The following is a 25,684-nucleotide window of genomic DNA, read 5'->3' as shown; positions in this document are numbered from 1 at the left end:
CCTTACTGCGGCGCGATGCCGGCCTGCCTGACCACGGCCGCCCATTTGTCGGTTTCGCGCGCGGCATAGCCGGCCAGCGCCTGCGGCGTGCCGCCGACCGGCTCGGCGCCCAGCGCGGCGAATTTCTCGCGCATGGCCGGCTCCGCCAGCGCGCGGTTGAAGGCGCCGTTGAGCCTGGCCACCACGTCGGCGGCGGTGCCCTGCGGCGCCACCAGGCCGCCCCACGCCACGCCCTCGAAACCAGGCACGCCGGATTCCGCGATGGTCGGCAGCGCCGGCAGCAACGGCGAGCGGACCAGGCTGGTCACGGCAAGCGGCTTGAGTTTGCCGGCCTTGATCAGCGGCAGGATGGTGGGCATGTTGTCGATCAGCACGTTGACCTGGCCGCCCACCACATCGGTTGCGGCCTGCGGACTGCCCTTGTAGCCGACATGGGTCCAGGCAAGGCCCGCCTTGTCGGCCAGCAGCTGCCCGGTGAGGTGGCCGGACGTGCCTTGTCCGGGCGAGGCGTAAGTGACCTTGTCCGGGTTGGCCTTGATGTGGGCCACCAGTTCGGCAAAGCTCTTCACCGGCATGTCGGGACGGACCGCGATCACGTTCGGCACCTTGAACAGCAGCACCACCGGAACCAAGGCGTCGGGCCGGTACGGCAGCTTGCGGAAGGTGCTCTTGTTGATCGACAGCGTGACGTTGTTGGCGTAGCCGAGCGTGTAGCCATCAGGCGCGGCGCGCTCGAGCTCGGAGATGCCGATCACGCCGGAGGCGCCGGGCTTGTTGTCGATCACGAAGGACTGGCCCAGCGACTTGCCGGCCTCGGCGCCCAGCGCGCGCATCAGCACGTCAGGGCTGCCGCCGGCTGCCGACGGCACCACCAGGCGGATCGGTCGCGCCGGATAGGTATCGGCCGCCGCCGGGCCGGCCAGGAGGGCGGCGCCCAGCCACAGCAGGGTGGCCAGCGACCTTCGCTTTTGCTGCTGCCTTTGCTCTTGCATCTCGATATCCCGTTCAGTCCCTGGGGTTGGCGCCGGTCAAGGCGCTTGCAGTATAGGGGCACTTCCGCACCCAATGCAACATTTGTTTCCCAAGATGATTCATACGAAACAATTAGAATGGAAATTCGCGGCAACCAGCCTTCTGTAACGCGAATTCCTCAATGAAACACTCGTTACATAGAGCGGGAAACCGCCCTGCGGCACAGGCCCTCCACCTCGAGAAAACGCCCCGCCGCCAGCGCCAGGCTTTCCCGCCACGGCGGTGCCACGATCTGCACGCCGGCGGGCAAGCCCTGGCCGGCACAAGGTGCGGCCACCACCGGCAGGCCCGCCAGCGACAACGGCCGCGTCATGTGGCCGGCATCGGCGCGCGGCCGGTAGACGCGGCCGGCAACTTCGACCACATCCGCGCCAATCGGCGTGGCCGCATAGGGAGTCGAAGGAGCCAGCAGCAAGTCGACGTGGTCGAACAGCGCCAGCAGGCGCTGCCGCCACGCCGCCTGGTACCGGCGCGCGGTGTCATACCAGTCCCGCGGCATGGCCAGCCCGGCCAGGATGCGCTGGCGCACGAAGGCGCTGTAGCCGCCATGGCGCGCGGAGAAATCCATGGCCTGGTGGTTGCGTCCGACTTCATAGGCGGAGATCACCGATGCCGCATCGCGCGCGGCATCCGCTTCGGGCAGGTCGATGGTGCGCACCGCGCCGAAGGCCGATGCCACGCGCAGCACTGCCGCCTGCACCGCGGGCTCGGCAAAATCGGCAAAGCCTCGGCCGAGCACGCCCACGCGCAACGTCGCGACGCCGCGATTTTGCGCATTCTCTGGCGCATCCATGCCGAGCATCGCCGCGTAGGCCAGCGCCAGATCGTCGGCACTACCCGCCATCGGCCCGACCGTATCCAGGCTCTGCGCATACGGCACGCATCCCCGCAGCGATAGCCGGCTCGTGGTCGGGCGCAGTCCCCAGATGCCGCAGAACGCGGCCGGCGCGCGGATCGAGCCATTGGTGTCCGAGCCCAGCCCGAACGGCACCACGCCGGCCGCCACCAGCGCCGCGGTGCCCGCCGACGAACCGCCGGTGATGCGCGACGGGTCGAGCGGGTTGCGCACCGGGCCGCCGATCACGTTTTCGCCGGTGGCGCCGCATGCGTATTCGTCCATCGCCGCCAGCGCGACCGGCACCGCGCCCGCGGCCATCAGCGCCTCGACCGCAGCCGCATCGCGCGTCGCCGGCGGCTGCTGCGCGCGCGGCGCGGCACCGGCCAGGGTGGCGTGGCCGCGCACGTCCAGCAGGTTCTTCACCACGAACGGCACGCCGGCCAGCGCTGGCAGCGGCAGGCCGCGGTCGCGCCGGCGGTCCAGCGCCGCCGCCTGCGCCAGAGCGGCGTGCTCCAGCAGCGCCGAGCAGCCATTGAGCGGCGCCGCGGCTTCGGCGCGCTGCAAGGCGTCGCGCACCAGCTCGACGGCAGTGCGCGCGCCGCTGCGCACTTGCGCTGCCATGGTGGCAGCGGTCAAGTTGTCAGCGGTCATGTTGGCCCTCTCCTTGCGCCAGCGCCTCGCGCAAGCGCGCCACCATCGCCGCCATGCCGGCCAGCAGCGCGGTGGCCTGCGCGCAATCGTGCGGCGCAACCGGTAATTGCAGAGATGCCGTGGCTTGCGCTACCAGGCGGGCGGGGTCATCGCCACATGCTTGCATCATGGTTCAGCTCCGCGACTGCATCAGCTGGCGCGGGATCGCCAGGATCAGCACCGCCGCGGCCAGCATCAGCCCGGCCAGCGCCAGCACCCCCAGCGAGATGCTGCCGGTGCTCTGCTTGATCCCACCCATCAGCACCGGACCGATCAGACCGGCCAGGCTGGCGGCACTGTTGATCATGGCGATGCCGCCGGCCGCGGCGGTGCCGGCCAGCACGCGGCCGGGCAGGCTCCAGAACATCGACAGCGTCGACATCAGCCCGGAAATGCCGATGGTCAGGAACACCATCGCCAGCACCGTGTGGTGCGGGAACAGCGTGCTGGCCCACATGCCCGCCGCTGCCACCAGCAGCGGCAGCGCGGCGTGCAGGCGGCGCTCGCCGGTGCGCTCGGCGTGCGCGGCGTTGAGGTTCATCGCCACGCAGGCCACGGCATACGGGATCGCGGTCAGCATGGCAATCTCCAGCGGCGACGACATCCCGGTCGACTGGATGATGGTCGGCAGCCAGAACACCAGTCCGTAGTTGCCGATATTGAAGAGCAGGCAGATCGCCATCAACACCCACAGGATCGGCGACTTCAGCGCGGCGCTGAAGCGGGTGTTCTTCTTCGCGTTCTCGGTGCCGAGCGTGCGGGTGATGGTGGCGGCTTCGGCCGGCGTCAGCCACGGCGCGGCCTCCGGCGCTTCCGGCAGCATGCGCAACAGCAGCAGGCCCAGCAGGATGGCTGGCAGCGCCTCGATCAGGAACATCCATTGCCAGCCGTCGAGCCCGTGCAGGTCGTGCGTGGCCGACATCAGCGCGCCGGAAAGCGGCCCGCCCAGCACCATGCCCAGCGGCATCGCCAGGAACAGGATCGACATGATGCGCGACTGGCGGTCGGCCGGGTACCACTTGTTCAGGTACATCACCGCCGCCGGGAAGAAGCCGGCCTCGGTCACGCCCAGCAGGAAGCGCGCGGCGTAAAACTCCACCGGCGTGGTCACGAACATGGTGGCGGCCGACACCAGCCCCCACAGGATCATGATGGCCGCCATGCAACGGCGCATGCCGAAGCGGTAGATCAGCAGGCTGCACGGCACCTGGCACAGCATGTAGCCCCAGAAGAAGATGCCGGCGCCGAGGCCGTAGACCACGTCGCTGAGCCCGAGCGCCTGCTGCATCTGCAGCTTGGCAAAACCGACGTTGACCCGGTCAAGGTAGCTGAAAAAGTAGCACAGCACGATAAACGGCACGATGCGGCGCGTGACCTTGGCGAACGCCGTGTCGGCGGCATCCGGCAGCGCAGCGGCGTGGCCCGGCGACTGCATGGCTGGCTTGGCCAGGGACATGATGGTTTTCTCCTCCGTGTACAGGCGCGCGGGGGCCGGCGCCAGGAGATGCCATCATAGCCGGCAATGAAACAAACGTTCCAGCATGGTTTACACTGAAACAAACGATATTTTCGTGGCACCGGGTGACGGACCATCCCGCCCAAACAAAAAAAGGGCGGCAACGCCGCCCTCCAATGACCCGGCCACCGCGCGGCCGGCCTGCGCTACCTATCCGGGCGTGACGTCCTGCGACGCCCCCACCATGGTCAGCGCGTTGCCGTGCTCGTCCAGCGTGACCTCGCCTTCTTCATGGATGTCGCGCAGGCTGCCGTCCGGCAACTGGATCCGGTAGTCGACCCGATACGGCGCCTTGTCGACGATGGCGGCGCGGATCGCGGCCTGCACGCGCGGGCGGTCGGCCTCGACGATCGATGCCAGGTAGCGCTCCATGGTCACCTTGAACGCCTGCGGGGCCCAGCCAAAGATGCGGTAGGCCTCGTCGGTCCAGGCGCAGTCGTCGGTCTGGATGTTCCAGTACCAGCCGCCCAGGTGCGCAATCTGCTGCGCCTTGGCCAGCAGCGCCTCGCTCTGGCGCAGCGCGGCCTCGGCGCGGCGACGCTCGGTAATGTCGAGGCTGACGCCGATCATCTTGACCGGGCGCTGGTCGAAATCGCGCACCAGCGTGGCCCGCGACGAAATCCAGCGCGTGTTGTCCTCATGCACCACGCGGAATTCCCACTCGTGCATCTCCTGCGCACCCAGCGTGCGGGCCAGCACTTCCTTCAGCCGCGCCACGTCGCCCGGATGCACGCAGGCCCAGAAATCGTCCATGTTGCGGATATGGCGGCCGAACAGCGAGACGTCGTTGGAGGAATAGGTCAGGCCATCGGTGAGCACGTTCCATTCCCAGGTGACGATGCCCGAGACCTCCTGCGCAAACTTCATCCGCGCCTCGCTTTCCATGATCTCGGCGAGGTGCTTCTGGCGCAGTTCCTTGATGTGCGGGTCGGACGCGGTGCTGGCCTCGAGGTCGGCAATGGCCTGCTCGCCGTAGCGCAGCCACAGCCAGTTGACGCCCAGGTAACGGGCCAGCGCGAGCAGGCGCTCGTATTCGATCTCGCCGCCGCGCGTCCACTTGTGCACGGCCGACGGCGATACCGACAACGCCTCCGCCACCTGCTTGAGCATGATCCTTTTGCCTTCCAGCACCCCCTTCAGGCGCGTGGCAAAAGTGTCTTCGGTCATGGGGCTCCTCCGCTTTTTTTCAACCGATGGTGAATTGAGTAACTCGAACCTTACACCATCCCCGGATTTCGCGCGAATTCATAGCCATCAACAATTTACATCAGCGCAACCATCGCTTTTTTCAATTGCAACAACCGGCTCGGCTTCACTAGACTTCATCTCACATCACTGATGGTGATTTAATTTACTTACAGTGAATCGACAAGGCACGAGACCAACGAGGAGACACCCCATGCAAGAGACCGCCGCCCCCGTCTGCAGCACCACGCCGCCGCTCGCGTACACGCTGCCGGCCCACTACTACACGTCGCAGGACGTCTTCGAGCAGGAAAAGAAGACCATCTTCGCGCGCAGCTGGGTGTGCGTGATGCACAAGAGCCAGGTGGCCGAGAACAACCAGTACGCCACCGCCCAGGTAGCGGGCGAGAACATCTTCGTGGTGCGCGGCCGCGACGGCGTGCTGCGCGCCTTCTACAACGTCTGCCCGCACCGTGCGCATGAACTGTTCGCCGACGGCGCCGGCAAGGCGAAGAACGTCATCACCTGCCCGTATCACGCCTGGTCGTTCGGCCTGGACGGCAAGCTGATCCACGTGCGCAACGCCGAGAACGTGCCGGGCTTCTGCAAGGACAACGCCGGGCTGACGCCGGTGCGCGTGGAAGAGTTCTGCGGCCTGGTGTTCGTCAACCTGGACATGGACGCGAAGCCGCTGGCCGAACTGGCAGGCAGCCTCAACGACGAGATCCGCGCGCGCTGCCCGGATGTCGACAAGCTGGTGCCGGCGCACAAGCTCACCTACGAGATGAAGGCCAACTGGAAGGTTGTAGTCGACAACTACCTGGAATGCCTGCACTGCCAGACCGCGCACCCGGCGCTGGTGGAGTCGATCAAGATGGAGACCTACAAGCATGAAGTGCGCGGCCTCTACACCAGCCAGGTCGGGCAGACCCGCTCGGGCAGCGACGCCTTCACCTATGACAGCGACGCCCCCAACACCGACTTCGCCGCGTACTGGCTGTGGCCCAACGTGACGCTGAACGTGCTGCCGGGCGACGGCAACTACGGCGTCTTCTACATGTTCCCGGTGGATGCCGACACCACCATTCAGCACTTCGAGTTCTACTTCCGCGACAGCACGCCCACGGCCGAGCAGGAACAGCTGATCGAGTACTACAAGAACGTGCTCAAGCCCGAAGACCTGAGCATCGTCGAATCGGTGCAGCGCGGCCTGAAGTCGCGCGGCTACCGCAACGGGCAGGGCCCGCTGCTGGTCACCGACGACAAGACCTCGGCCATCGGCGAGCACGGCGTGCAGCACTTCCAGCAGATGGTGCTCGACGCCCTGGCCGCCTGAAACCACCAGATCAACCGGAACCGCAGCAATGATCCAGACCCAGCTCTATATCGACGGCCAGTGGCAGTCGCCCATCGACCAAGGCACGCGCGCCATCGTCAGCCCGGCCGACGAAACGGTGATCGCCCAGGCCGCCGAAGCCACCCGCGCCGACGCGCGCCTGGCCATCGCGGCCGCGCGCCGCGCCTTTGACGGCCCGTGGCGCCAGACCACGATCCGCGACCGCGCCAGGCTGCTGAACAAGATTGCCGAATTGATCGACCGCGATGCCGAAAAGCTCGCCCACCTCGAATCGCTCAACACCGGCAAGACCCTGACCGAAAGCCGCACCGACATGGGCGATATCGCCGCCACCTTCCGCTACTTTGCCGGGCTGGTGGCGTCGGAATCGGGCGCCGTCAACGAAGCGCCGCACCACGTGATCAGCCGCACGCTGCGCGAGCCGGTCGGCGTGTGCGGCCTGATCACGCCGTGGAACTACCCGCTGCTGCAGGCCGCGTGGAAGATCGCGCCAGCGCTGGGCGCGGGCAACACCGTGGTGATCAAGCCGAGCAACCTGACGCCGCTGACCACGCATCATTTCACGCAGCTGGTGGCCGAGCTGGACCTGCCGCCGGGCGTGTTCAACCTGGTGACCGGCGGCGCCGAAGTGGGCGCGGAACTGGCTGAAAGCGTGGACGTGGACCTGGTGTCCTTCACCGGCGGCGCGTTTGCCGGCGAGAGCATCATGAAGGCCGCCACCGGCAACTTCAAGCGCATCGGCCTGGAGCTGGGCGGCAAGAACCCGAATATCGTCTTTGCCGACGCCGACCTGGATGCCGCGGTCGACTACGCGCTCAACGCCGCGTTCTTCCACGCCGGACAGGTCTGCTCCGCGGGCTCGCGCCTGATGGTCGAGGACAGCATCTATGATGCATTCATCGGCCGGCTGGCCGAGCGCCTGCCGCGCATCGTGATCGGCAACGGCTTCCATGGCGAAACCCAGATGGGCCCGGTGCAGTCGGCGCAACAGCACGAGAAGATCCTCGGCATGGTCCAGGCCGGCATCGCCGAGGGCGCGCGCCTGGTCCACGGCGGCAAGCGGCCGGCGGGCGACGTGTACAAGAATGGCTACTGGCTGGAACCGACGCTGCTGGCCGACGTGACGGCCGGGATGAAGATTGCGAAGGAGGAGATTTTCGGGCCGGTGATCACCGCCGAGCGCTTCCGCTCCGAAGCCGAGGCGCTGCGTGCCGCCAACGACACGCCGTATGGCCTGGCCGCCGCGGTCTGGACCCGCGACCTCGACAAGGCCAACCGCATGTCGCGCGCGCTGCGCTTCGGCACGGTGTGGGTCAACGACTACCACCCGTACTTCCCGGAAGCGCCGTGGGGCGGCTACAAGGCGAGCGGCATCGGCCGCGAGCTGGCCCGTATCGGCCTGGACGAGTACACCGAGCTCAAGCACAGCTATATCAACCTCGCCCCGAAGGCGATGGGCTGGTTCGGCGCCTGAGCGCAACTGACTTCGCAATCGCGTGCGCGGTGGCACCGCCCCCGGGGCTGCCACGCACGGCGTCACGCAAACAAGGAGATTGCACCATGCAGGCAATCCATGAATACGACTACATCATCGTCGGCGCGGGCTCGGCCGGTTGCGTGCTGGCGTCGCGGCTGACCGAGGACGCTGGTGTCTCGGTGCTGCTGCTAGAGGCCGGCGGCCCCGACTGGCGCCTGGACTGGCGCACGCAGATGCCGGCCGCGCTGGCGTATCCGCTGCAGGGCACCACCTACAACTGGGCCTATGTCACCGAGCCCGAGCCGCACATGAACCACCGGCGCATGACGCAGGGCCGCGGCAAGGGCCTGGGCGGCTCGTCGCTGATCAACGGCATGTGCTATATCCGCGGCAATGCAATGGACTACGACGGTTGGGCGGAAACCCGGTCGCTGGAGAACTGGAGCTACGCCGACTGCCTGCCCTACTTCCGCAAGGCCGAGACCTACGACAAGGGCGCCAACGACTACCACGGCGGCAACGGCCCGCTGCACGTGACCACGCCCAAGGCCGGCATCAGCCCGCTGTTCGACGCCTTTATCAAGGCCGGCGAGCAGGCCGGCTACGGCCGCACCGATGACCTCAACGGCTTCCGGCAGGAAGGCTTCGGCCCGATGGACCGCACCACCACCGCGGGCGGGCGCCGCTGCAGCACCTCGCTGGCCTACCTCGACCAGGCCCGCGAACGTCCCAACCTGACCGTGCATACGCGTGCGCTGGCCGACCGCATCCTGTTCGCCGGACCGCGCGCCATCGGCGTGTCGTACCTGCAGGGCGACCACGTGCGCGAAGCCCGCGCGCGCCGCGAGGTGATCGTCAGCAACGGCGCGATCGCGTCGCCGCAGCTGCTGTTGCGCTCCGGCGTGGGCAATGCCGACGAACTGCGGGCGTTCGGCATCGATACGGTAGCCGACCTGAGGGGCGTGGGCGAGAACCTGCAAGACCACCTGGAGATGTACCTGCAGTACGAATGCACCAGGCCGGTCTCGCTGTATCCGGCGCTGCAGTGGTGGAACAAGCCGGCGATCGGCATCGAGTGGTACCTGCGCGGCACCGGCACGGCGGCCTCCAACCACTTCGAGGCGGGCGGCTTTATCCGCAGCAGCGACGAGTTCGCCTGGCCCAACCTGCAGTACCACTTCATCCCGCTGGCGATGAACTACGACGGCAGCAACCCGGTTAAGTCGCACGGCTTCCAGTGCCACGTGGGCTCGATGCGCTCGCCCAGCACCGGCTTCGTCAAGCTGGCCAGCCGCGACCCGCGCGTCAAGCCGCGGCTGCTGTTCAACTACATGGCGCACGACGTCGACTGGCGCGAGTTCCGCGCCGCGGTGCGGCTGACGCGCGAGATCATCGGCCAGCAGGCGATGGACCAGTTCCGCGGCCGCGAGATCAAGCCCGGCATGATGGTGCAGAGCGATGCCGAGATCGACGCCTTCGTGCGCGAGCATGCCGAGACCGCGCTGCACCCGTCCTGCACCTGCAAGATGGGCGACGCCTCCGACCCGATGGCGGTGGTCGACCACCAGGGCCGCGTGCATGGCTTGTCTGGCCTGCGCGTGGTCGATGCGTCGATCATGCCGAAGATCGTCACCGGCAACCTGAACGCGCCCACCATCATGATGGCCGAGAAGCTGGCCGACGTGATCCGTGGCCGCGCGCCACTGCAGCGTTCGACGGCGCCTTACTACAAGGCGGCGCCCGCGCGCATGCAGACGGTGGCGGAGCGCGCGCAACCGCCTGCCACGCGCATGCCCCTGCCGATGCCCGCCTGATCCCAGCGGCGCGGCGCGCGGGCCTTCCGCCCGGAACCTGACTGCGGCACCTGTGCTGCCGGGACCAGCGTCCCGGCGGGCAGAGTGCGCCCGGTCGGACGCGTCGCGCCTCCCCATCACCAAAGCCGGCGACCCGTAAACAAATCCAGACCGGCTGCAAGGAGGAGACAACTTCCATGCTGCGCAAATGCTTTCCCGCAAGATGGGCCCTGCAAGGCGCCCTGCCCCTGTTGCTGTGCCAGGCGCTGCCCGCGCTGGCGCAGGCCGACGGCGACACCACGCTGGCGGTCGCGCCGGTGCCGCAGGTCACCGCTACCGTGCCACCGGCCGAAGCCGCCGCGGCGACGTCGCCATGGAGCGCCAACATGACGCTGACCTCGCAGTACGTCTCGCGGGGCTTTCGCCAGACCTGGGGAAAACCTGCCGTGCAGGGCGGCATCGACTACGCCCACCCCAGCGGCTTTTCCGCCGGCACCTGGATGTCGAGCATCAGCGACAAGTTCATCGAGGGCGGCACGGTCGAATGGGACCTGTATGCCGGCTATACCGGCAGCGTCGGCGACTTCGTCTACGCCGGGCAGGTCTACTACTACCTCTACCCGGGCGCGAAGCTGCAATACGCGCAGACCAAATACAACTACGGCGAGGCGGTCGCGTCGCTGACGTACAAGTGGTTCAACGTCAAGTACTGGCTGACGTATACCCCCGACTACTTCGGCTACAACAGCGCCTCGCTGCTGACCGGCAACAACCTGCACAGCCGCGGTTCCGGCTACCTGGACATCAACGGCACCTTCGACCTGGGCCACGGCGTCACGCTGCTGCTGCACTACGGCCAGGAGCGCGTGCGCAACTTTGCCGCCTACAACTTCCGCGACGTGCGCGTGGCGCTGTCCAAGGCCTTCGAGGGCGGCTGGACCGTGACCGGCGCCTATACCCGCGGCTGGGGCCGCACCGACGTCTACGACAAATACACCACCGGCGCGCTGGATTCCTCCGGCAACCCGTCCGTTTCCAATCCGCTGAAAAGCACGTTCCTGGTCTCGGTGACCAAGACGTTCTGACGGCGCTTATCCACCGCTGTACCACTGCCTTACGAAGCACACCACCATGGCCTCCCTGGGTCTTACCGACGCGACCGGTCTTGTCGGCGTTGCCGCCTACGTTGCCGCGCACTTCGCCGTGCAGGTCCTGCACAAATCCCCGACCGGCCGGCTGGCCGTCGTCCTCAACGTGATCGGGCCGAGCTGCATCCTGATCTCGCTGGCCGGCGCCTTCAACCTGGCGTCGTTCCTGACCCAGTGCTTCTGGCTGGTGCTGACCTTACTGGGCTGGTGGCGCAATCGCCGGGCCGGACGCGCCGGAGGCGCGATGGTGGAAACGCTGGGCGGTCCGCGCCCCGGCCAGCCCGTGCAGCAGTAGCAAAAGGGACGGCCGGGCACTCCGCAACGCAATACAAAACTTCCGTTGCCTTGCTGCTGTGCCCTTCCTATACTCACCAAAACACCATAGGTAATCTAATTTACTTTTGGTAAATCAACAGACCGGGATGCCAGGCGCCCTGCGAATCGGGCGACTGGCAACCCGGGATGACAACAGGAGACAACCATGAAAAACGCCCCCAGAATCCCCGCCAGACATTCCCGACCGTCGTAACCCCGGCAGGCAGTACCGCAACGTACCCACCAGACCGCAGACGGCAGACCGTGACGGAGCCTAGCTCCCGCAACACGGCGACCCGGGAAGCAAGGAGACATCGTGTATTCACAGAAAGACGTGCTGTCGCTCGGCGCGCAGGCGCCGCTCGCCCCCGCGCAGCAACCCCAGCAGCAAACCCAGCAACCCACCGCATCGCACGAACTGCAGCGCAGCCTGACCTGGAAGGACGCCTTCTGGGTCACCAGCGGCGTGCCGGCGGGCGTGCTCTTCACCATCGGCGGCGTGTCCGCCACCATTGGCAACCCGGCCTGGGTGATCTGGATCCTCGCCATCCTGGTCGGCTTTGCCCAGTGCTTCGTCTACGCCGAGATCTCGGGCCTGTATCCGCACAAGTCGGGCGGCGCGTCGGTGTACGGCGCGATGGGCTGGGTCCGCTACAGCAAGTTCGTCGCACCGGTCTCGGTCTGGTGCAATTGGGTGGCGTGGTCGCCGATGCTCGCGCTCGGCACCAGCCTGGCGGCCGGCTATATGCTGAGCGCGCTGTTCCCGGCCGATTCCGTCATCAACACCTGGCAGCTGACGCTGGTGGACCTGGGCTTCGTCAGCAAGGGCCTGACGCTGCGGGTGAATTCCACCTTCCTGCTCGCCACCGCGTTCCTGCTGATCACCTTCAAGCTGCAGCACAGCGGCGCTTCCGCGGCCGCGACCACGCAGCGCATCCTGGGCATCGCCTCGCTGACGCCGCTGGTGGTGATCGCGCTGGTGCCGCTGTTCACCGGCGACATGCCTTCGACCAGCTTCTTCCCCTTGCTGCCGCTGACGCATGACGCTTCCGGCGCCGCGGTGCTGGGCGGCTGGAACGCCGCCGGCATCAGCACGGCGATGGGCGCAATGTTCCTGGCGTGCTGGTCGACCTTCGGCTTCGAGACCGCGGTGTGCTACACCCGCGAGTTCAAGGACCCGCAGAAGGACACCTTCAAGGCAATCTTCTGGTCCGGCGTGCTGTGCCTGTTCATGTTCATCGCGGTGCCGATCGCCTTCCAGGGCTCGCTCGGGCTGCAGGGCATGCTGGCGCCCGACATCATCGACGGCTCCGGCGTGGGCGCGGCAATGGCCAGGTTCGTCGGCGGCGGCGCGGTGGTGTTCAACGTGATCGTGGTGATGCTGGTGCTGGCGATCCTGCTGATCGTGATGACCTCGATGATGGGTTCGTCGCGCACGCTGTACCAGGCCTCGGTCGACGGCTGGCTGCCGCGCTACCTCTCGCACGTGAATGAGCACGGCTCGCCCACGCGCGCCATGTGGACGGACCTGCTGTTCAACCTGTTCCTGCTGCTGATGTCGAACTACATGGCAGTGCTGTCAATCAGCAACGTCTGCTACATGATCTTCGTGTTCCTGAACCTGCAGTCGGGCTGGATCCACCGCATGGACCGCCCCGACTGGCCGCGCCCGTACAAGTGCAAGAACTGGCTGCTGGCGCTGGGCGCGTTCCTGGGCTTCTTCGACCTGGCCTTTGTCGGCGCCGGTGCCAACTTCCAGGGCGAACACACGCTGCGCAACGGCCTGATCGCCGCGCTGCTGATCGTGCCGGTGTTCATCTACCGGCACTACATCCAGGACAAGGGCTGCTTCCCCGAGTCGATGCGCCGCGACATGGAACTGCCCAACGCGCGCGCCGGCGTGCTGCCCTATGTGGCGCTGGTCGTCGGCGGACTGGTGGTGTGGATTGCCGCCAGGCTGACGGTCATTACCTGATGGCCCGGGCGGGCCGGCGCCATGCCGGTCCGCCTTGCCTCCCGCATTCCCTGCATTTCCTGCATTCCCCGCGTCTCCCGCAATCCCTGAATTCCGAGGTACCGCCATGACTGACACGCTTCGCGTACGCGTCGGCCGCGTCGAGCCGCTGGCCGCCGGCATCAAGCGCTTCACCCTGCAACCTTGCGACGGCGGCGCGCTGCCCGCCTTCGACAGCGGCAGCCACGTCGTCGTCCACATGGACGGCGGCCGGCTGCGCAACGCCTATTCGCTCACCAGCACGCTCGGCGAGCCCGCCCACTACCAGATCGCCGTGCGGCTGGAAGAAGCCTCGCGCGGCGGCTCGCGCTTCATGCACGAGCAGGTGCGCGAAGGCGACGAACTGCGCATCGGCGCGCCCGCCAACCTGTTCAGCCTGGACCACAACGCCGGCCGCCACCTGCTGATCGCCGGCGGCATCGGCATCACGCCATTCATGACGCATATCCAGGCGCTGGCCGCGCGCGGTGCCGACTTCGACCTGCACTACTGCTTCCGCAATGCCCAGTCCGTCGCCTTCCTCGACGTCCTGCCCGCCACCTTGCAGCCGGGCCAGCTGCACCTGTATGAAAGCGACAGCGGCACCCTGCTCGACATCGCCGCGCTGATCGCCGCACAGCCGGAGGACACCCACGTTTACGTGTGCGGCCCGGCCCCGCTCAACGACGCCGTGGTCAACACCGCGCGCGCCGCTGGCTGGGACCCCACGCGCATCCACTTCGAGCAGTTCCGCAACGAGGTCGACGCCACCGGCGGCGCCTTCGAGGCCGTGCTGCAAAAGAGCGGTCTGACGCTGCAGGTCGGCGCCGACGAATCCCTGCTGCGCGCGATCGAAAAGGCCGGGGTCAAGGTGGACTGCATGTGCCGCGAGGGCATCTGCGGCTCGTGCGAGACCGCGATCCTGGAGGGCGAAGCGGACCATCGTGACCAGTACCTGTCCGATGCGGAGAAGGCGGCGCAGAAGACGATGATGCTGTGCGTGTCGCGCTGCAGGGGCCAGCGGCTGGTGCTGGATCTGTGACCCAGCCGCAGGCTTACGCCGGCAACGCAGTCCTGCGGTGGGCCAGCGCGTCGCAGGCGGCGCGCGCATCGGCCACCAGCCTCGCCACGATCCGGCCGGCGGGTTCGATCGCATCCGCGAAGCCCCCCGCCGGGCCAAGCGACACAATTCCCGCATCGACCTCGCCGTCCAGATAGACACGCTGCCGTGTGCGCGACGACAGGATCAGGTCGCCGAAGGCCGCGTGATTGCGCGCCCCTTGCGCCTCGAGGCGCTGCACCGCGCGGGCGCTGTCGTTGGCGAGCACGCGCCAGGTATCGCCAAGACTGCCGAGGATGGTGGTCGAGCAATGCTCGTCCGACGCGATGATGCGTTGCTTCAGCGCATCGTGCGCGGCGATTTCGCTGGCGACCATGAAGCGGCTGCCCATCACCACGCCATCGGCTCCCAATGCCAGCGCGGCGGCGATCTGCCTGCCGCTGCCGATGCCGCCGCCGATCACCAGCGGCAGCTCCAGCCGCTCCAGCGCAAAGGCGCCATTGACGAAGGCCGACAGCTGGTTGGCGCCCGGATGGCCGCCCTCCTCCAGCCCGACCAGCGCCACCGCGTCGACGCCCAGCCGCTGCGCCGTCACCGCATGGCGCACGCTCGGGCACTTGTGGACCAGGATGCCGCCGCAGTCATGGATGGGGCCGACCAGCGCTTCGGGCGAACTGCCGGCGCTCTCGAACAGGCGCACGCCCTCTTCGAAGGCGATGCGGATCCAGTCCGGCACCATCCGGTTGAAGCCCTCGCGCCGGGAGATCGTCAGGTTGACGCCGAAGGGTTGCCCGCCAGTCAGCGCGCGGCAGCGGCGCAGGTCGGCGCGGTAGTCGTCCAGCGATTCGAACGAGCGCGCCGTGATGAAGCCCATGGCGCCGGCATTGACCACCGCGGCCACCACGCCGGAGGTGCCGAGGTGATGCATGCCGCCGAGCAGGATGGGGTAGCGGATGCCCAGCAGTGTGGTCAGCCGGGTCTGCAGCACGGGGTCCGGCGCCGAGCCGATTGCGCGGGTGTCCATGGCGTCAGGCCGCGGCCAGCAGGTCAGTGGTGTCGTGCTGCGCGGCCTTGTACTGTGCCGACAACTCGTCCACCAGCCCGGCCACGTCCCGCACCGCGTCGACGCCCGACACCGAATGGCCCGCGCTCCAGACATCGACCCAGCGGCGCGGCGCGCGCCCGCCGTTGTGGTGCTCGCTATACAGCTCCGCGGCCCGCTGCGGCGTGATGGGGCCGGCCAGCGCCTTGGGATCGAGGCCGGCGGCAACGACTGACGGGCGCAGCATATTGGTGTCCAGGCCGGTGAAGGCCTGCGTCAGCATGACGTCGTCGAGCGAACTGTCGACCAGCATCTGGCGATACGCGTCGCTGGCCATGCTCTCGGGCGTGGCGATAAAGCGCGTGCCCATGCAGCCGAGGTCGCAGCCCAGCACGCGCGCCGCCCACAACGCGGCGCCGTCGGAAATGCCGCCGGACAGCACCAGCGGGCCGTCGAACATCTGGCGCACCGCGCGCACGAAGGCAAAGGTATTGAGCCAGCCAGTCTGGCCGCCGGCACCGGCGGTGAGCAGCACCAGCCCGTCGGCACCCGCCTGCAGCGCCTTCTCGGCATGGCGCAGGGTGGCGACGTCGGCCAGCACCATGCAGCCGACGTCGTGCAGCGGCTTGACCACCGCGGCCGGCGAGCCAACGCTGGCGATCACCATCTCGACCTTGTGCCGGACCAGGACCGCCACGTCCTCGGCCAGCATTTCCGGCTTGCGGCGCATGATCAGGTTGGGGCAGGCCGGGGCGGTCGGGCCATCGACCGCGGCGCAGTGCGCGGCTACCCGCGTCAGCCATGCATCCAGTTCCTCGGCCGAGCGCGCGTTGACGGTGGGGAAGGATCCGATCACGCCGCTGCGGCAGGCGGCCGAGACCAGGTCGGGACCGGAAACGCGCAGCATGGGCGCGGCGATCAGGGGCAGCCGCAGGCGGCCGGAGAGCGAGGCGGGCAAGGTCATGGCAAAGGGTTCCTGAAGATTCAGTCGGGAGGCATCGGTGCCGGCGCGGAAGCATCCGGGGCCGCCGGGGCAGCGGCGTCAGCCCCCTCGGCATCGGCACGCGCCGCGGGCGTGGCGATGCCCTGCCGGAAGATGCGGATCAGCATTTCGCCCAGCGCGGGCAGGTCCACGTGTTCGGGGTCGATCAGCGACTGCGCCGTCACGCCGCGCAGCGTGCCCAGCAGGATCAGGCCGAACATCTCCGGATCGACGTCGCTGGCAATCTCGCCGCGCGCGATGCCGATGCGCACCTGCGCGGCGAACGCCGCGACACTCTCGGCATTGATGGGCCGCGCCATCTGCTGCAGCTCGGGCATCGACGAGAACGATTCCCCCCACAGGATATGCAGCGCGCGCGACGGCACCGGATCCGCGCCGGCCATGCCGACATAGGCGCGCACGGTGGCCTCGAGGTTGGTCAGCCCCGGCCGCACCCGTACCGGGCTGTGCTCGCGCGACCACTGTGCGAAGCGGCGCCGGAACCGGTCGACGATGAACTGGTAGACCTGCAGCAGCAGCCGGGTCTTGCTCTTGAAGTAGTAATTGGGCAGCGAGTGGCTGTAGCCGGCCTCGCGACCCACATCGACCAGCGACAGCCGGGACGCGCCGTTCCTGGCGATCAGCTGGATCGCGACGTTGATCATCCGGCTGATGGCGGCCTCGCGCAGCTCGGCGTTGGTCTTGCTTTCGGCATCGGCGGCGGGTGCGGCGGACTCGGACTGCAAACTCATGGCGACTCTCTGAATGACTTGCGGCGCTGCCCGGGGTCATGACAACGGCAGCGGGTAATGACAGGCAACGGCGTGCCCGGGCGCGTCCGCGCACGCCTGCAGCGCGGGGGCCTCGCGCGCGCAGCGCTCGCTGGCGCGGGCGCAGCGCGTGCGGAAGCGGCAGCCGGACGGCACGTCCAGCGGCGACGGCGTCTCGCCGTGCGCCAGCGCCGGCCGCAGCAGGCGCCGGGCAGGGTCCGGCGACGGCACCGAGGCCAGCAGCGTGGCAGTGTACGGATGGCGCGGCGCGCGGTAAAGCGAGCCCGCCGGCGCCAGTTCGCACACCTTGCCAAGATACATCACCATGACCCGGTCGCTGACGCTGCGCACCACGCCCAGGTCATGCGAGATAAACAGCAGGGTCAGGCCATGGGCCGCCTTGGCGTCTTCCAGCAGGTTCAGCACCTGCGCCTGCACCGAGACATCGAGCGCCGAGACCGGTTCATCGCACACCAGCAGCTGCGGGCGCAGCACCAGCGCGCGCGCGATGCTGACGCGCTGGCACTGGCCGCCGGACAGCTCCCACGGCCGGCGCTTGCCGACCACGTTGGGATCCAGCCCCACGTCCGCCAGCGCCTGCGCGGCGCGGGCGCGGCGCTGGGCGGCGCTGCCCTCGCCCGCCACCACCAGCGGCATCTGCACGATGTCGAGGATGCGCTGGCCAGGGTTGAGCGAGGACATCGGATCCTGGAACACCATCTGCATGCGCCGGCGCAGCGCGCGCAAGGCGGCGCCGCGTGCCTGCGCCAGCGGCACGCCGTCGAAATCGACCGAGCCGGACTGCGGCGCCGGCAATGCCATCAGCGCGCGCGCCAGCGTCGATTTGCCCGAGCCGGACTCGCCCACCACGCCGAGCGTTTCGCCGCGGCGCAGGTCGAAGGAGACGTCGGAGAGCGCCTGCACGCGGCGGCCGCCCCTGGCATGGTAGGTCTGCACCAGGTTGCGGGCGCGCAGCAGCGTGGCGGTGTCCTGCACCGGGGTAGGAAGTCGGGCGGTCACGTCAGGTTCTCCTGCACAGGATGCCAACAGGCATAGAAATGGCCGCCGCCGGCGGGCATGGCGTGCGGGGCCGCGCTGTCGCATTGCCCGGCCCGGGCTGCGCAGCGCGGGGCGAAGCGGCAGCCCGCAGGCGGCGCGGTCAGGTCGGGCGGCTGGCCCGGGATGGCCGGCAGGCGCGCATGCGGCTGGGCGTCGGCGCGCGGCACCGACTGCAGCAGCGCGTGCGTATAGCGCATGCGCGGGCGCCGCAGCACGTCGGCGACGCTGCCCTGCTCCACCATGCGGCCGGCGTACATCACGGCGACGTCGTCGCACATTTCGGCGACCACGCCAAAGTTGTGCGTGATCAGCAGCATCGCCATGGCGTGGCGCTCCTGCAGGCGGCGCAGCAGGTCAAGGATCTGCGCCTGCACGGTCACGTCGAGCGCGGTGGTGGGCTCGTCGGCGATCAGCAAGCGCGGCGTGCAGGCCAGCGCAATCGCGATCACCACGCGCTGGCGCATGCCGCCCGACAGGCGGTGCGCGTACTCGCTGGCACGCTGGCGCGGATCGGCGATGCCGACGTCGGCCAGCAGCTCCACCGCCCGCTCGCGCGCGGCGCGCGCCGACAGGTCGGTATGCTGGCGCAGCACCTGCTCGAGCTGGCGGCCGATGGTCAGCACCGGATTCAGCGAGGTGAGTGGGTCCTGGAAGATCATGGCGATCTCCTTGCCGCGCACGCCCCGCATCTCGCGCTCGCCGAGCTGGCGCAGGTCGCGCCCGTTGAAATCGATCCGACCGGCGGGGGGGCGGGCCACGCCCGCGGGCAACAGGCCGATCAGGCTGCGCGCCAGCACCGACTTGCCCGAGCCCGATTCGCCGACCACGCCGAGCGTCTTGCCGGCTTCGAGCGTGAACGAGACCCCGTCGACGGCGCGCAGCACGCCTTGGGGCAGCACGAATTCCGTCCTGAGGTCGGTGACCGCGAGCAGCGGCTGGCCGGCGGACGTAGTGTGAGATGCGGCGGATGTCATCATGCGGCCCTCGCCCTGCCGTCGAGACGGCGCTGGAGTTCTTCGCCCACCTGGTTGAGGGCGAAAATCGTCAGGAACAGCATGCCGGCCGGGAAGAACACCGCATGCGGCCCCTCCACCACGCGCGACTGCTCGCTCGCCATCATCGAGCCCAGCGACGGCGCCGGCGGCGGCACGCCCAGCCCGAGAAAGCTGAGCGCGGCCTCGGCCAGCGCGCCGATCGCAACCAGCAGCAGGCTGTAGGCCAGCAGCGCCGGCACCAGGTTGGGCAGCAGCTCGCGCACGATCAGCCGGGCGTGCCCCATGCCGGCCGCGCGCGCGGCGGTGACGAACTGCTGCTCGCCAAGCCGCAGCGTATTGGCGCGGGCGATGCGGATCACCGCCGGCACGAACACGATGCCGAGCGCCACCACCACCTTCACCAGCGGCGGCCCGGGATAGGCCACCATGGCGATCACCAGCACCAGCGGCGGAAACGCCAGCATCACGTTCGACAGCATCAGGATCGCGCGCTCGACCCAGCCGCGGAAATAGCCGGCACAGACGCCCAGCGTGCCGCCGACCAGCAGCGCCAGCGTCACCGAGCCCAGGCTGACCACCGCGGTGATGCGGAAGCCGTACAGCGTGCGCGCCAGCACGTCGCGGCCGAGCGAGTCGGCGCCGAACCACCGGGTGGCGTCGGGCGGGGCCAGCATGTCGGCCAGGTGCAGGCGCATCGGGTCGCGCAGCGGCAGCCAGTCGGCCAGCAGCGTGGCGCCGGCCACCAGCACCAGCCAGGCCACCGAGAGCAGGTAGAGCTTTGGGGATAGTCGCATGGTCAGCCTTCGGCATCGCGAAGCAGACGGGGATCGACCAGGGCGTAGGCCAGGTCCGTCAGCAGGTTGACGAGAATGAACAGGATCGCGACGAAGAGCACGATGCCCTGCGTCATCAGGTACTCCTGCTGGTAGATCGACTCCACCAGCAATTGCCCCACGCCCGGCAGAGCGAACAGCGTCTCGATCACGATGGCGCCGCCCATCAGCCGGCCCATGTTCACGCCGACCACGGTGATCAGGTTGAGCGACGACGGCCGCAGCGCGTTCTCGAACAGGATGCGCCAGGTTGGCAGGCCCATGCCGCGCGCCAGCGCGATGTAGTTCTGCTGCAGCGTGCCGACCATCTCGCTGCGCAGCAGGCGCAGGTACACCGGCACTTCGATCAGGGCCAGCGACAGCACCGGCATCACCATGCTCTCGAGGTTGCCGGAGATGCTTTCCGACAGGCTGACGTAGCCGGTGGCCGGCAGCCATTGCAGCCGCAGCGCCAGCACGTAGACCAGGCCCAGCGCCAGCACGAAGGCCGGCGTCGACAACAGCGCCAGGCAGCCGGCCAGCACGCCGTGGTCCAGCTTGCTGCCGCGCCGGTAGGCGCTGAGGATGCCCAGCGGCACCGCCAGCACGAGCGCGACCACCTGCGTCAGCAGCACCAGCTCGATCGTGACCGGCAGGCGCGACAGGATCACGTCGAGCGTGGCCTCGCCGGAATGGATGGCATGGCCGAGGTCGCCGTGCAGCACGTCCCACAGCCAGCTCAGGTAGCGCAGCGGCAGCGGCCGGTCCAGCCCCAGCTCCAGCCGCAGTGCGGCGACGCGGTCGGGCGTGGCGGCGTCGCCCAGGATGATCAGGGCGATATCGCCCGGCAGCAGCGCCACCAGCAGGAAGCTCACCATGGACACGGCAACCAGGGTAGCCGCCACCGTCAGTGCGCCGGTCAGCAAGCATTTGAGTTTCATCGTGCATGGCCTCCCGTTTCGCGCCAGATGCCGCCGAAACGCACCAGGCCGTCCGGCACCACGGTGATGCCGTGCACGGTCTTGCGCGCGGCGATGGTGTCGCTCACGTTGTAGAGAAAGGCATAGGGCATGAGCTCGGTGGCCAGCACGCGCGCGAAGTCGCTGTAGATCGCCGCGCGGCGCGCCGGGTCGCTGGTGCGCATGCCGTCCTCCAGCAGGCGGTCGACGCGGGCGTTGCGGTAGCCGCCGTAGTTGCTGCTCGGCTTGACCGGTGCGAAGCGCGAATGGAAGAAAATGAAGGCATTGGAATGCGGATCGGCCCGTCCGGTGAAGCGAAAGATGCTCGCCTCGAACTGATGCGAGGTCATGTTCTGTACCAGCCGGTTCTGGTCGAACGGAACCAGCTCCACCTTAATGCCGGCCTCCTCCCACATCTGCTGCAGTGCCTGGGCCAGGTTGCGAGTGTCCGGGCTGTTGTTGAATTGCAGCGTGAAGGACACCGGCTTGCCGTAGTCGGCCAGCAGCGCCCTGGCCCGCGCCAGGTTGTAGGCCGGGTAGACGTCGCTCGGCTGAGTGATGCCGGCCACGCCCTTGCCGAAGGGGCTGTAAGCCAGGCTGGGCACGCCGAAGCCGAGCGTGCGCGCCAGCAGCAGGCGGTCGATGGCGTGGGCCACGGCCTTGCGCACGCGCAGGTCGTCCAGCGGCGGCTGGTTGAAGTTGAAGTAGATGCCCTCGGTGCCGAAGCCGTCGGGGTAGTACAGCGCCACACGCTTGTCGGCGCGGATGGTGTAGACGAAGCGCGCGGTGGGCTGCAGGATCATGTCGGCCTGGCCCGACAGGAACGCCGCTTCCCGCGTCTCGGGGTTCTGCATGCCGCGGAACACGACGCGGTCGAGGTACGGCTCGCCAGCGCGCCAGTAGTCCGGATTGCGCGCCACCACGAAGCGGCTGTTGCGCACCCATTCGACAAAGCGGAACGGGCCGGTGCCGACCGGGCGCGTGCCGATGCCGGCCGGGTCGGCCCTGAAGGCCTTGGGCGAGACCATGATGCCCGGGGCATCGGCCAGCACCGTCGGCAGCGCGGCATTGGGCTCGCTCAGCACGAATTCCACGGTCGACGGGTCGAGCGCGCGCACCTCGCGGATCTCGCGCATGCTGCTCAGGCAACGGCAGCGGTTGGCCGGGTCGCGCGTGCGCCGCAGGTTCGCCACCACTGCGTCGGCGTCGAACGGCGTGCCATCGTGGAAACGGATGCCCTGGCGCAGGCGGATGCGGTAGCGCAGGCCGTCGGTCGACACGGTATAGCTCTCTGCCAGCCACGGCACGGCCCGGCCCTGGGTGTCGATGTCGAACAGCGATTCATAGACCGGCGTCGACAACTGCCGCTCGGTGAAGGTGCCGGTACGAATCGGGTCGACCACGGCCGGGTCCTGTGCCAGCCCGACGGTCAGCGTGCCGCCGCGGCGCGGAGCGGGGCTTTCCGCGGCCAGCGCTGGCGCCAGTCCGCCAAACCCGGTGAGCGCCGCCATCAGCGCGATACCGGCACGCGCCTGTACCCGGCGCGCGCATCTTGTCCAACGCATGTCGTCTCCTCTGTTGTAAGCCGGCGGGTCTGTGCCTGCCGTTGCCCGGTGCCGCGTCGGCGCGCGGCTTGCCGTCCCTCGATGCGTCCTGTTACGTCGCTGTCCGCTGCAACGCCTGTTCAGTCGCGCTGGAGCGTGTGCACGTAGCACACCGCGCCCACGCCCACCATGTGCGCCAGGCCCACGCGCGCGCCGGGATGCTGGCGTGCGCCGGCCTCGCCGCGCAGCTGCAGCGCGATCTCGCCGATCTGGCCAATGCCGGTCGGGCCAATGGGATGGCCCATGGCAATCAGGCCGCCCGACGGATTCACCGCGCAGCGGCCGCCGATGTCCCACGCGCCTTCCCTGAGCAGCGGCACGGCGCGGCCGGGGCCGCACAAGCCCATGGCCTCGACATATTCGACTTCTTCCACGGTGAAGGCGTCGTGCAGTTCGAGCACGTCGATCTGGTCCGGACGCAGTCCGGCCTGCTGCAGGGCGAGACGCGTGGTCTCCTCGGTCAGGTTGGCGTCGAAGCGGGTGGCGTCCTCATACAGCCGCTGGCTGCGCGCCGCGGATGCCGTGACCCGCACCGGCTTGCCGCCGTCCACGCCGAGGCGGCGAATGGCCGCTTCGGAGGCGACGATCACCGCCGCCGCGCCCTCGCCCACCGGGCAGCACTGCAGCGTGGTCAGGCTGCCGGATACCGGGCGGCCGCCCAGCACTTCTTCCAGCGTGCGGGGCTGCTGGCGATGCGCGTTGGGATTGCGCGCGCCGTTGCCGTGGTTCTTCACGGCAACGCGGGCGAAGTCCTGCTGGTCCACGCCGTGGCGCTGGGCGTACTGGTCGGCCAGCAGGGCGAAGTGCGTAAAAGGAACGATGGCGTCCTCGGCCAGTTGCGGAATGCCCATGGCCGCTTCGCCGCGTGCCACCGGTGCGGGCTTGTCGACCCCCACGGCGAGCGCCACCTCGCACATGCCGCTGGCGACTTCCATGCACGCCTGGCGGAACGCCGCGGAGCCCGAGGCCGAGGCGTTCTCGACGTGCATCACCGGAATGCCGGTGGCGCCGAGATGGCGCAGCATCGGCCGGCCGGGCGCCATCGGCAGCAGCGCCTTGGCAAAGTAGGCGGATTCCACCGCCGGCCATTCGATGCCGGCGTCGGCCAGCGCGCCGCGCACGGCGGCGAGTCCGAGCGTGGCGTAGCTGTCTTCACTGAGCGGCTGGTAACGGTGCCAGCCGGCGCCGATCACGTAGACCGGGCGCATGTCGTTGAGAGTGCGTTGCATGGCGTTCGGGAACTCGGGATTTCGGAATCGTGCAGTGCGGCGCAAATCAGCGCTGCGTGGTGAAGCGCAGGTCGAGCGCGGCGCCATCGGGACCGGCGACCTCTGCAAGCGTGGCGTAGAGCGGCTGGTCCGCGCGCAGCGGCACGTCGGGGTTGCCGTCGAGCAGCGTGCGCAGCACCGGGCCGTCGTCGAGCCTGACGGTGACCACCGTGAACGGCGGCTCGCGGTCCTTGCGCGCATGCAGCATGACCCGCGCCGCGGCCACCAGCCGGCCTCGGCCCGCCAATAGCGTCGGCGTCAGCGCATTCCCGGTCGCGCCACAAGCCTCGCAGCCGTAGGCCTGCATGGGAAAGAACACATGGCCGCAACGGCAGCGGGCGCCGTGCAGCACGGGCTCGCCGTCAGGCGAGAGGGCGTAGAGCTGGGGTTTCAGCAGGGCGGGCATGGAACGGTCATCCGGGTTGGAGAGTGCTAACGTTTTTTAGTCTCGTAACTTATTAGATTCTTTGCAAGTATCCAGCCAATGAAACGCGTGAATTCGCGGGTATTCACCTATCCCGACCGTTTTCAACGGCGTGAGGCTAGGGTTTATCCCAAGGTTTACATAATTTCTTAGTCCACTATCTAATAAGTTAGCGCGCTGAGATATCAGCACGCCGTCCAACAAGGAGCGAACCACGATGTATGCATTCAGCGAGGAGACGCGCGCCATCCGGGAGCTGGTCCGGCGGCTGGTCGACGATTTCCAGATGCCACTGGAGGCGCGCGTCCTCCGGGGCGAAAAACTCACGCGCGCCGATTACGCGCCGGGGCGGCGCGCGGCCCGGGAGGCCGGACTGTGGCGGCTTGGCGTGCCGCAAGACCTGGGTGGCGCCGGCTTGCCGCTGGTTACGCTGCTGGCCATCACCGAAGAGAATTTCCGCTGCCTGACGCCGCTGCGCTTCGGCGGCCGGGCCCTGCCCAACCTGTACGGCCTGCAGGGCGAACAGCGCGAACGCTACCTGGAGCCCTTTCTCAACGACACCAGGGTGCTGGCCTTTGCCCAGACCGAGCCCGGCGGCGGCGCCGACCCGGCCGGCGCCATCCAGACCTTTGCCCGCCGCCAGGGGGACGGAGACAAGGACGGGGACGGCTGGGTGCTCAACGGCACCAAGGTGTTCATCAGCAATGTCGCCGACGCCGACGTGGTCTTCGTGGTGGCGCGCACCGACAAGGCAAAGCGCGCCGGCGGCATCTCGATGTTCGCAGTGGAGACCGGCAACCCCGGCATGATCCGGCGCGAGATTCCCATGCTTGGCGGCTTCGTCACGCATGAGCTGATCTTCGACGACTGTCGGGTGCCGGCACATGCGCTGGTGAGCAGCGAGGGCGGGGGCTTCCGTCAGGCACAGCAGGCGCTGTCGGCGGCACGCTTCGATGTGGCCGCGCGCGCGCTCGGCATCGCGCAGCGCTGCCTCGAGATGATGATTGCCTACAGCAAGGAGCGGAAGGTCTTCGGCGAACCGCTGGCCGCGCTGCAGGCGACGCAGTCGGCCATCGTCGATTCGTGGGTGGAAATCCAGCAGAACCGCCTGCTGGTCTACCGCAGCGCCGAGCGGCACGACGCCGGCGAGGACACCCGCGTCGAAGCCGGCATGGTCAAGATGACCTGCACCGAGATGGTCGATCGCGTCATCGACCGCGCCATCCAGCTCTACGGCGCCGCCGGCTGCGCGCTCGATAACCCGCTGGCGCATTGGTACAACCACCAGCGCCTGGCGCGCATCTACGAAGGGCCGACCGAACTGCACAAGTACCGCGTGCTGGCCCGCCACCTGCTGTCCTGACC

General features: G+C 68.5%; 23 protein-coding genes. 8 read left to right on the top strand and 15 right to left on the bottom strand.

From position 1 onward, the window contains the following. Nucleotides 1-2: 2 nt before the first annotated feature. The 5 genes from MKD50_RS02020 to MKD50_RS02000 form a co-directional block, all read right to left on the bottom strand. Nucleotides 3-992, bottom strand: coding sequence for a Bug family tripartite tricarboxylate transporter substrate binding protein (locus tag MKD50_RS02020; protein WP_252666226.1), 990 nt, complete (start codon nucleotides 990-992; stop codon nucleotides 3-5). A 173-nt stretch (nucleotides 993-1,165) separates the two neighbouring features. Beyond that, nucleotides 1,166-2,521 (bottom strand): AtzE family amidohydrolase, encoded by a 1,356-nt coding sequence (locus MKD50_RS02015; RefSeq protein ID WP_252666225.1) that lies wholly within the window; start codon nucleotides 2,519-2,521, stop codon nucleotides 1,166-1,168. Next, on the bottom strand, nucleotides 2,511-2,690 hold the full coding sequence (locus MKD50_RS02010; RefSeq protein WP_252666224.1) for a hypothetical protein: 180 nt from the start codon (nucleotides 2,688-2,690) through the stop codon (nucleotides 2,511-2,513). The genes MKD50_RS02015 and MKD50_RS02010 overlap by 11 nt, the downstream gene beginning before the upstream one ends. 3 nt (nucleotides 2,691-2,693) lie before the next feature. Beyond that, nucleotides 2,694-4,016 (bottom strand): MFS transporter, encoded by a 1,323-nt coding sequence (locus MKD50_RS02005; RefSeq protein ID WP_252666223.1) that lies wholly within the window; start codon nucleotides 4,014-4,016, stop codon nucleotides 2,694-2,696. A gap of 210 nt (nucleotides 4,017-4,226) precedes the next feature. Then, nucleotides 4,227-5,243, bottom strand: a complete 1,017-nt coding sequence (locus tag MKD50_RS02000) for a helix-turn-helix domain-containing protein (RefSeq protein WP_115683496.1) — start codon at nucleotides 5,241-5,243, stop codon at nucleotides 4,227-4,229. 232 nt (nucleotides 5,244-5,475) lie between these two features. Between MKD50_RS02000 and MKD50_RS01995 the strand changes: the two genes are divergently transcribed. The 7 genes from MKD50_RS01995 to MKD50_RS01965 all read left to right on the top strand — a co-directional run bounded on the left by MKD50_RS01995 (nucleotide 5,476) and on the right by MKD50_RS01965 (nucleotide 14,386). Continuing rightward, a complete protein-coding gene (locus tag MKD50_RS01995; RefSeq protein WP_115701872.1) occupies nucleotides 5,476-6,597 on the top strand; it encodes an aromatic ring-hydroxylating oxygenase subunit alpha in 1,122 nt (373 codons plus the stop codon). A 28-nt stretch (nucleotides 6,598-6,625) separates the two neighbouring features. Continuing rightward, nucleotides 6,626-8,092 carry an aldehyde dehydrogenase family protein gene (locus MKD50_RS01990; RefSeq protein WP_115701874.1) on the top strand — a complete coding sequence of 489 codons (1,467 nt, stop codon included), beginning with the start codon at nucleotides 6,626-6,628 and terminating at the stop codon, nucleotides 8,090-8,092. An 86-nt stretch (nucleotides 8,093-8,178) separates the two neighbouring features. Continuing rightward, nucleotides 8,179-9,909, top strand: a complete 1,731-nt coding sequence (gene betA / locus MKD50_RS01985; RefSeq protein WP_252666222.1) for a choline dehydrogenase — start codon at nucleotides 8,179-8,181, stop codon at nucleotides 9,907-9,909. A 176-nt stretch (nucleotides 9,910-10,085) separates the two neighbouring features. Beyond that, nucleotides 10,086-10,973: a TorF family putative porin gene (locus MKD50_RS01980; protein ID WP_252666221.1), complete on the top strand. Its 888-nt coding sequence runs from the start codon at nucleotides 10,086-10,088 to the stop codon at nucleotides 10,971-10,973. A 46-nt stretch (nucleotides 10,974-11,019) separates the two neighbouring features. Further along, nucleotides 11,020-11,331 carry a CBU_0592 family membrane protein gene (locus MKD50_RS01975; protein ID WP_240071069.1) on the top strand — a complete coding sequence of 104 codons (312 nt, stop codon included), beginning with the start codon at nucleotides 11,020-11,022 and terminating at the stop codon, nucleotides 11,329-11,331. A 336-nt stretch (nucleotides 11,332-11,667) separates the two neighbouring features. Further along, nucleotides 11,668-13,326 carry a trimethylamine N-oxide permease gene (locus tag MKD50_RS01970; RefSeq protein ID WP_371925264.1) on the top strand — a complete coding sequence of 553 codons (1,659 nt, stop codon included), beginning with the start codon at nucleotides 11,668-11,670 and terminating at the stop codon, nucleotides 13,324-13,326. A 106-nt stretch (nucleotides 13,327-13,432) separates the two neighbouring features. Then, nucleotides 13,433-14,386 (top strand): PDR/VanB family oxidoreductase, encoded by a 954-nt coding sequence (locus MKD50_RS01965; protein WP_252666220.1) that lies wholly within the window; start codon nucleotides 13,433-13,435, stop codon nucleotides 14,384-14,386. A 13-nt stretch (nucleotides 14,387-14,399) separates the two neighbouring features. Here MKD50_RS01965 and MKD50_RS01960 read toward each other — a convergent pair whose 3' ends face one another. From MKD50_RS01960 to MKD50_RS01915, 10 genes are all read right to left on the bottom strand, one after another. Beyond that, a complete protein-coding gene (locus MKD50_RS01960) occupies nucleotides 14,400-15,428 on the bottom strand; it encodes an NAD(P)H-dependent flavin oxidoreductase (RefSeq protein ID WP_252666219.1) in 1,029 nt (342 codons plus the stop codon). A gap of 4 nt (nucleotides 15,429-15,432) precedes the next feature. Then, the gene (locus MKD50_RS01955; RefSeq protein WP_252666218.1) at nucleotides 15,433-16,410 is read right to left on the bottom strand and encodes an NAD(P)H-dependent flavin oxidoreductase; all 978 of its coding nucleotides are present in this window, start codon (nucleotides 16,408-16,410) and stop codon (nucleotides 15,433-15,435) included. 20 nt (nucleotides 16,411-16,430) lie between these two features. Continuing rightward, nucleotides 16,431-17,180 (bottom strand): TetR/AcrR family transcriptional regulator, encoded by a 750-nt coding sequence (locus MKD50_RS01950; RefSeq protein WP_115701887.1) that lies wholly within the window; start codon nucleotides 17,178-17,180, stop codon nucleotides 16,431-16,433. 36 nt (nucleotides 17,181-17,216) lie between these two features. Beyond that, a complete protein-coding gene (locus MKD50_RS01945; protein ID WP_240071073.1) occupies nucleotides 17,217-18,218 on the bottom strand; it encodes an ABC transporter ATP-binding protein in 1,002 nt (333 codons plus the stop codon). Continuing rightward, on the bottom strand, nucleotides 18,215-19,234 hold the full coding sequence (locus MKD50_RS01940) for an ABC transporter ATP-binding protein (protein WP_252666217.1): 1,020 nt from the start codon (nucleotides 19,232-19,234) through the stop codon (nucleotides 18,215-18,217). Before MKD50_RS01940 ends, MKD50_RS01945 begins: the two co-directional genes overlap by 4 nt. Beyond that, the gene (locus tag MKD50_RS01935; protein WP_115701891.1) at nucleotides 19,231-20,046 is read right to left on the bottom strand and encodes an ABC transporter permease; all 816 of its coding nucleotides are present in this window, start codon (nucleotides 20,044-20,046) and stop codon (nucleotides 19,231-19,233) included. Before MKD50_RS01935 ends, MKD50_RS01940 begins: the two co-directional genes overlap by 4 nt. 2 nt (nucleotides 20,047-20,048) lie before the next feature. Then, the gene (locus MKD50_RS01930) at nucleotides 20,049-21,005 is read right to left on the bottom strand and encodes an ABC transporter permease (RefSeq protein ID WP_252666216.1); all 957 of its coding nucleotides are present in this window, start codon (nucleotides 21,003-21,005) and stop codon (nucleotides 20,049-20,051) included. Next, complete coding sequence (locus MKD50_RS01925) at nucleotides 21,002-22,588, bottom strand: ABC transporter substrate-binding protein (RefSeq protein ID WP_252666215.1); 1,587 nt, start codon at nucleotides 22,586-22,588, stop codon at nucleotides 21,002-21,004. The genes MKD50_RS01930 and MKD50_RS01925 overlap by 4 nt, the downstream gene beginning before the upstream one ends. A gap of 119 nt (nucleotides 22,589-22,707) precedes the next feature. Then, nucleotides 22,708-23,856, bottom strand: coding sequence for a thiolase family protein (locus tag MKD50_RS01920; RefSeq protein ID WP_252666214.1), 1,149 nt, complete (start codon nucleotides 23,854-23,856; stop codon nucleotides 22,708-22,710). A 46-nt stretch (nucleotides 23,857-23,902) separates the two neighbouring features. Continuing rightward, entirely contained in the window at nucleotides 23,903-24,301 is a 399-nt protein-coding gene (locus MKD50_RS01915) for a Zn-ribbon domain-containing OB-fold protein (protein WP_252666213.1), read from the bottom strand. Nucleotides 24,302-24,536: 235 nt separating this feature from the next. Here MKD50_RS01915 and MKD50_RS01910 point away from each other — a divergent pair, with 235 nt between their 5' ends. Beyond that, nucleotides 24,537-25,682: an acyl-CoA dehydrogenase family protein gene (locus tag MKD50_RS01910; RefSeq protein WP_115701901.1), complete on the top strand. Its 1,146-nt coding sequence runs from the start codon at nucleotides 24,537-24,539 to the stop codon at nucleotides 25,680-25,682. The last annotated feature ends 2 nt before the right edge of the window (nucleotides 25,683-25,684 follow it).

Source organism: Cupriavidus mimosae (assembly GCF_023952485.1).
GTDB lineage: Bacteria > Pseudomonadota > Gammaproteobacteria > Burkholderiales > Burkholderiaceae > Cupriavidus > Cupriavidus taiwanensis_C.
The sequence above is the reverse complement of the archived record's forward strand: the minus strand, read 5'-3'. Positions and strand labels throughout refer to the sequence as shown.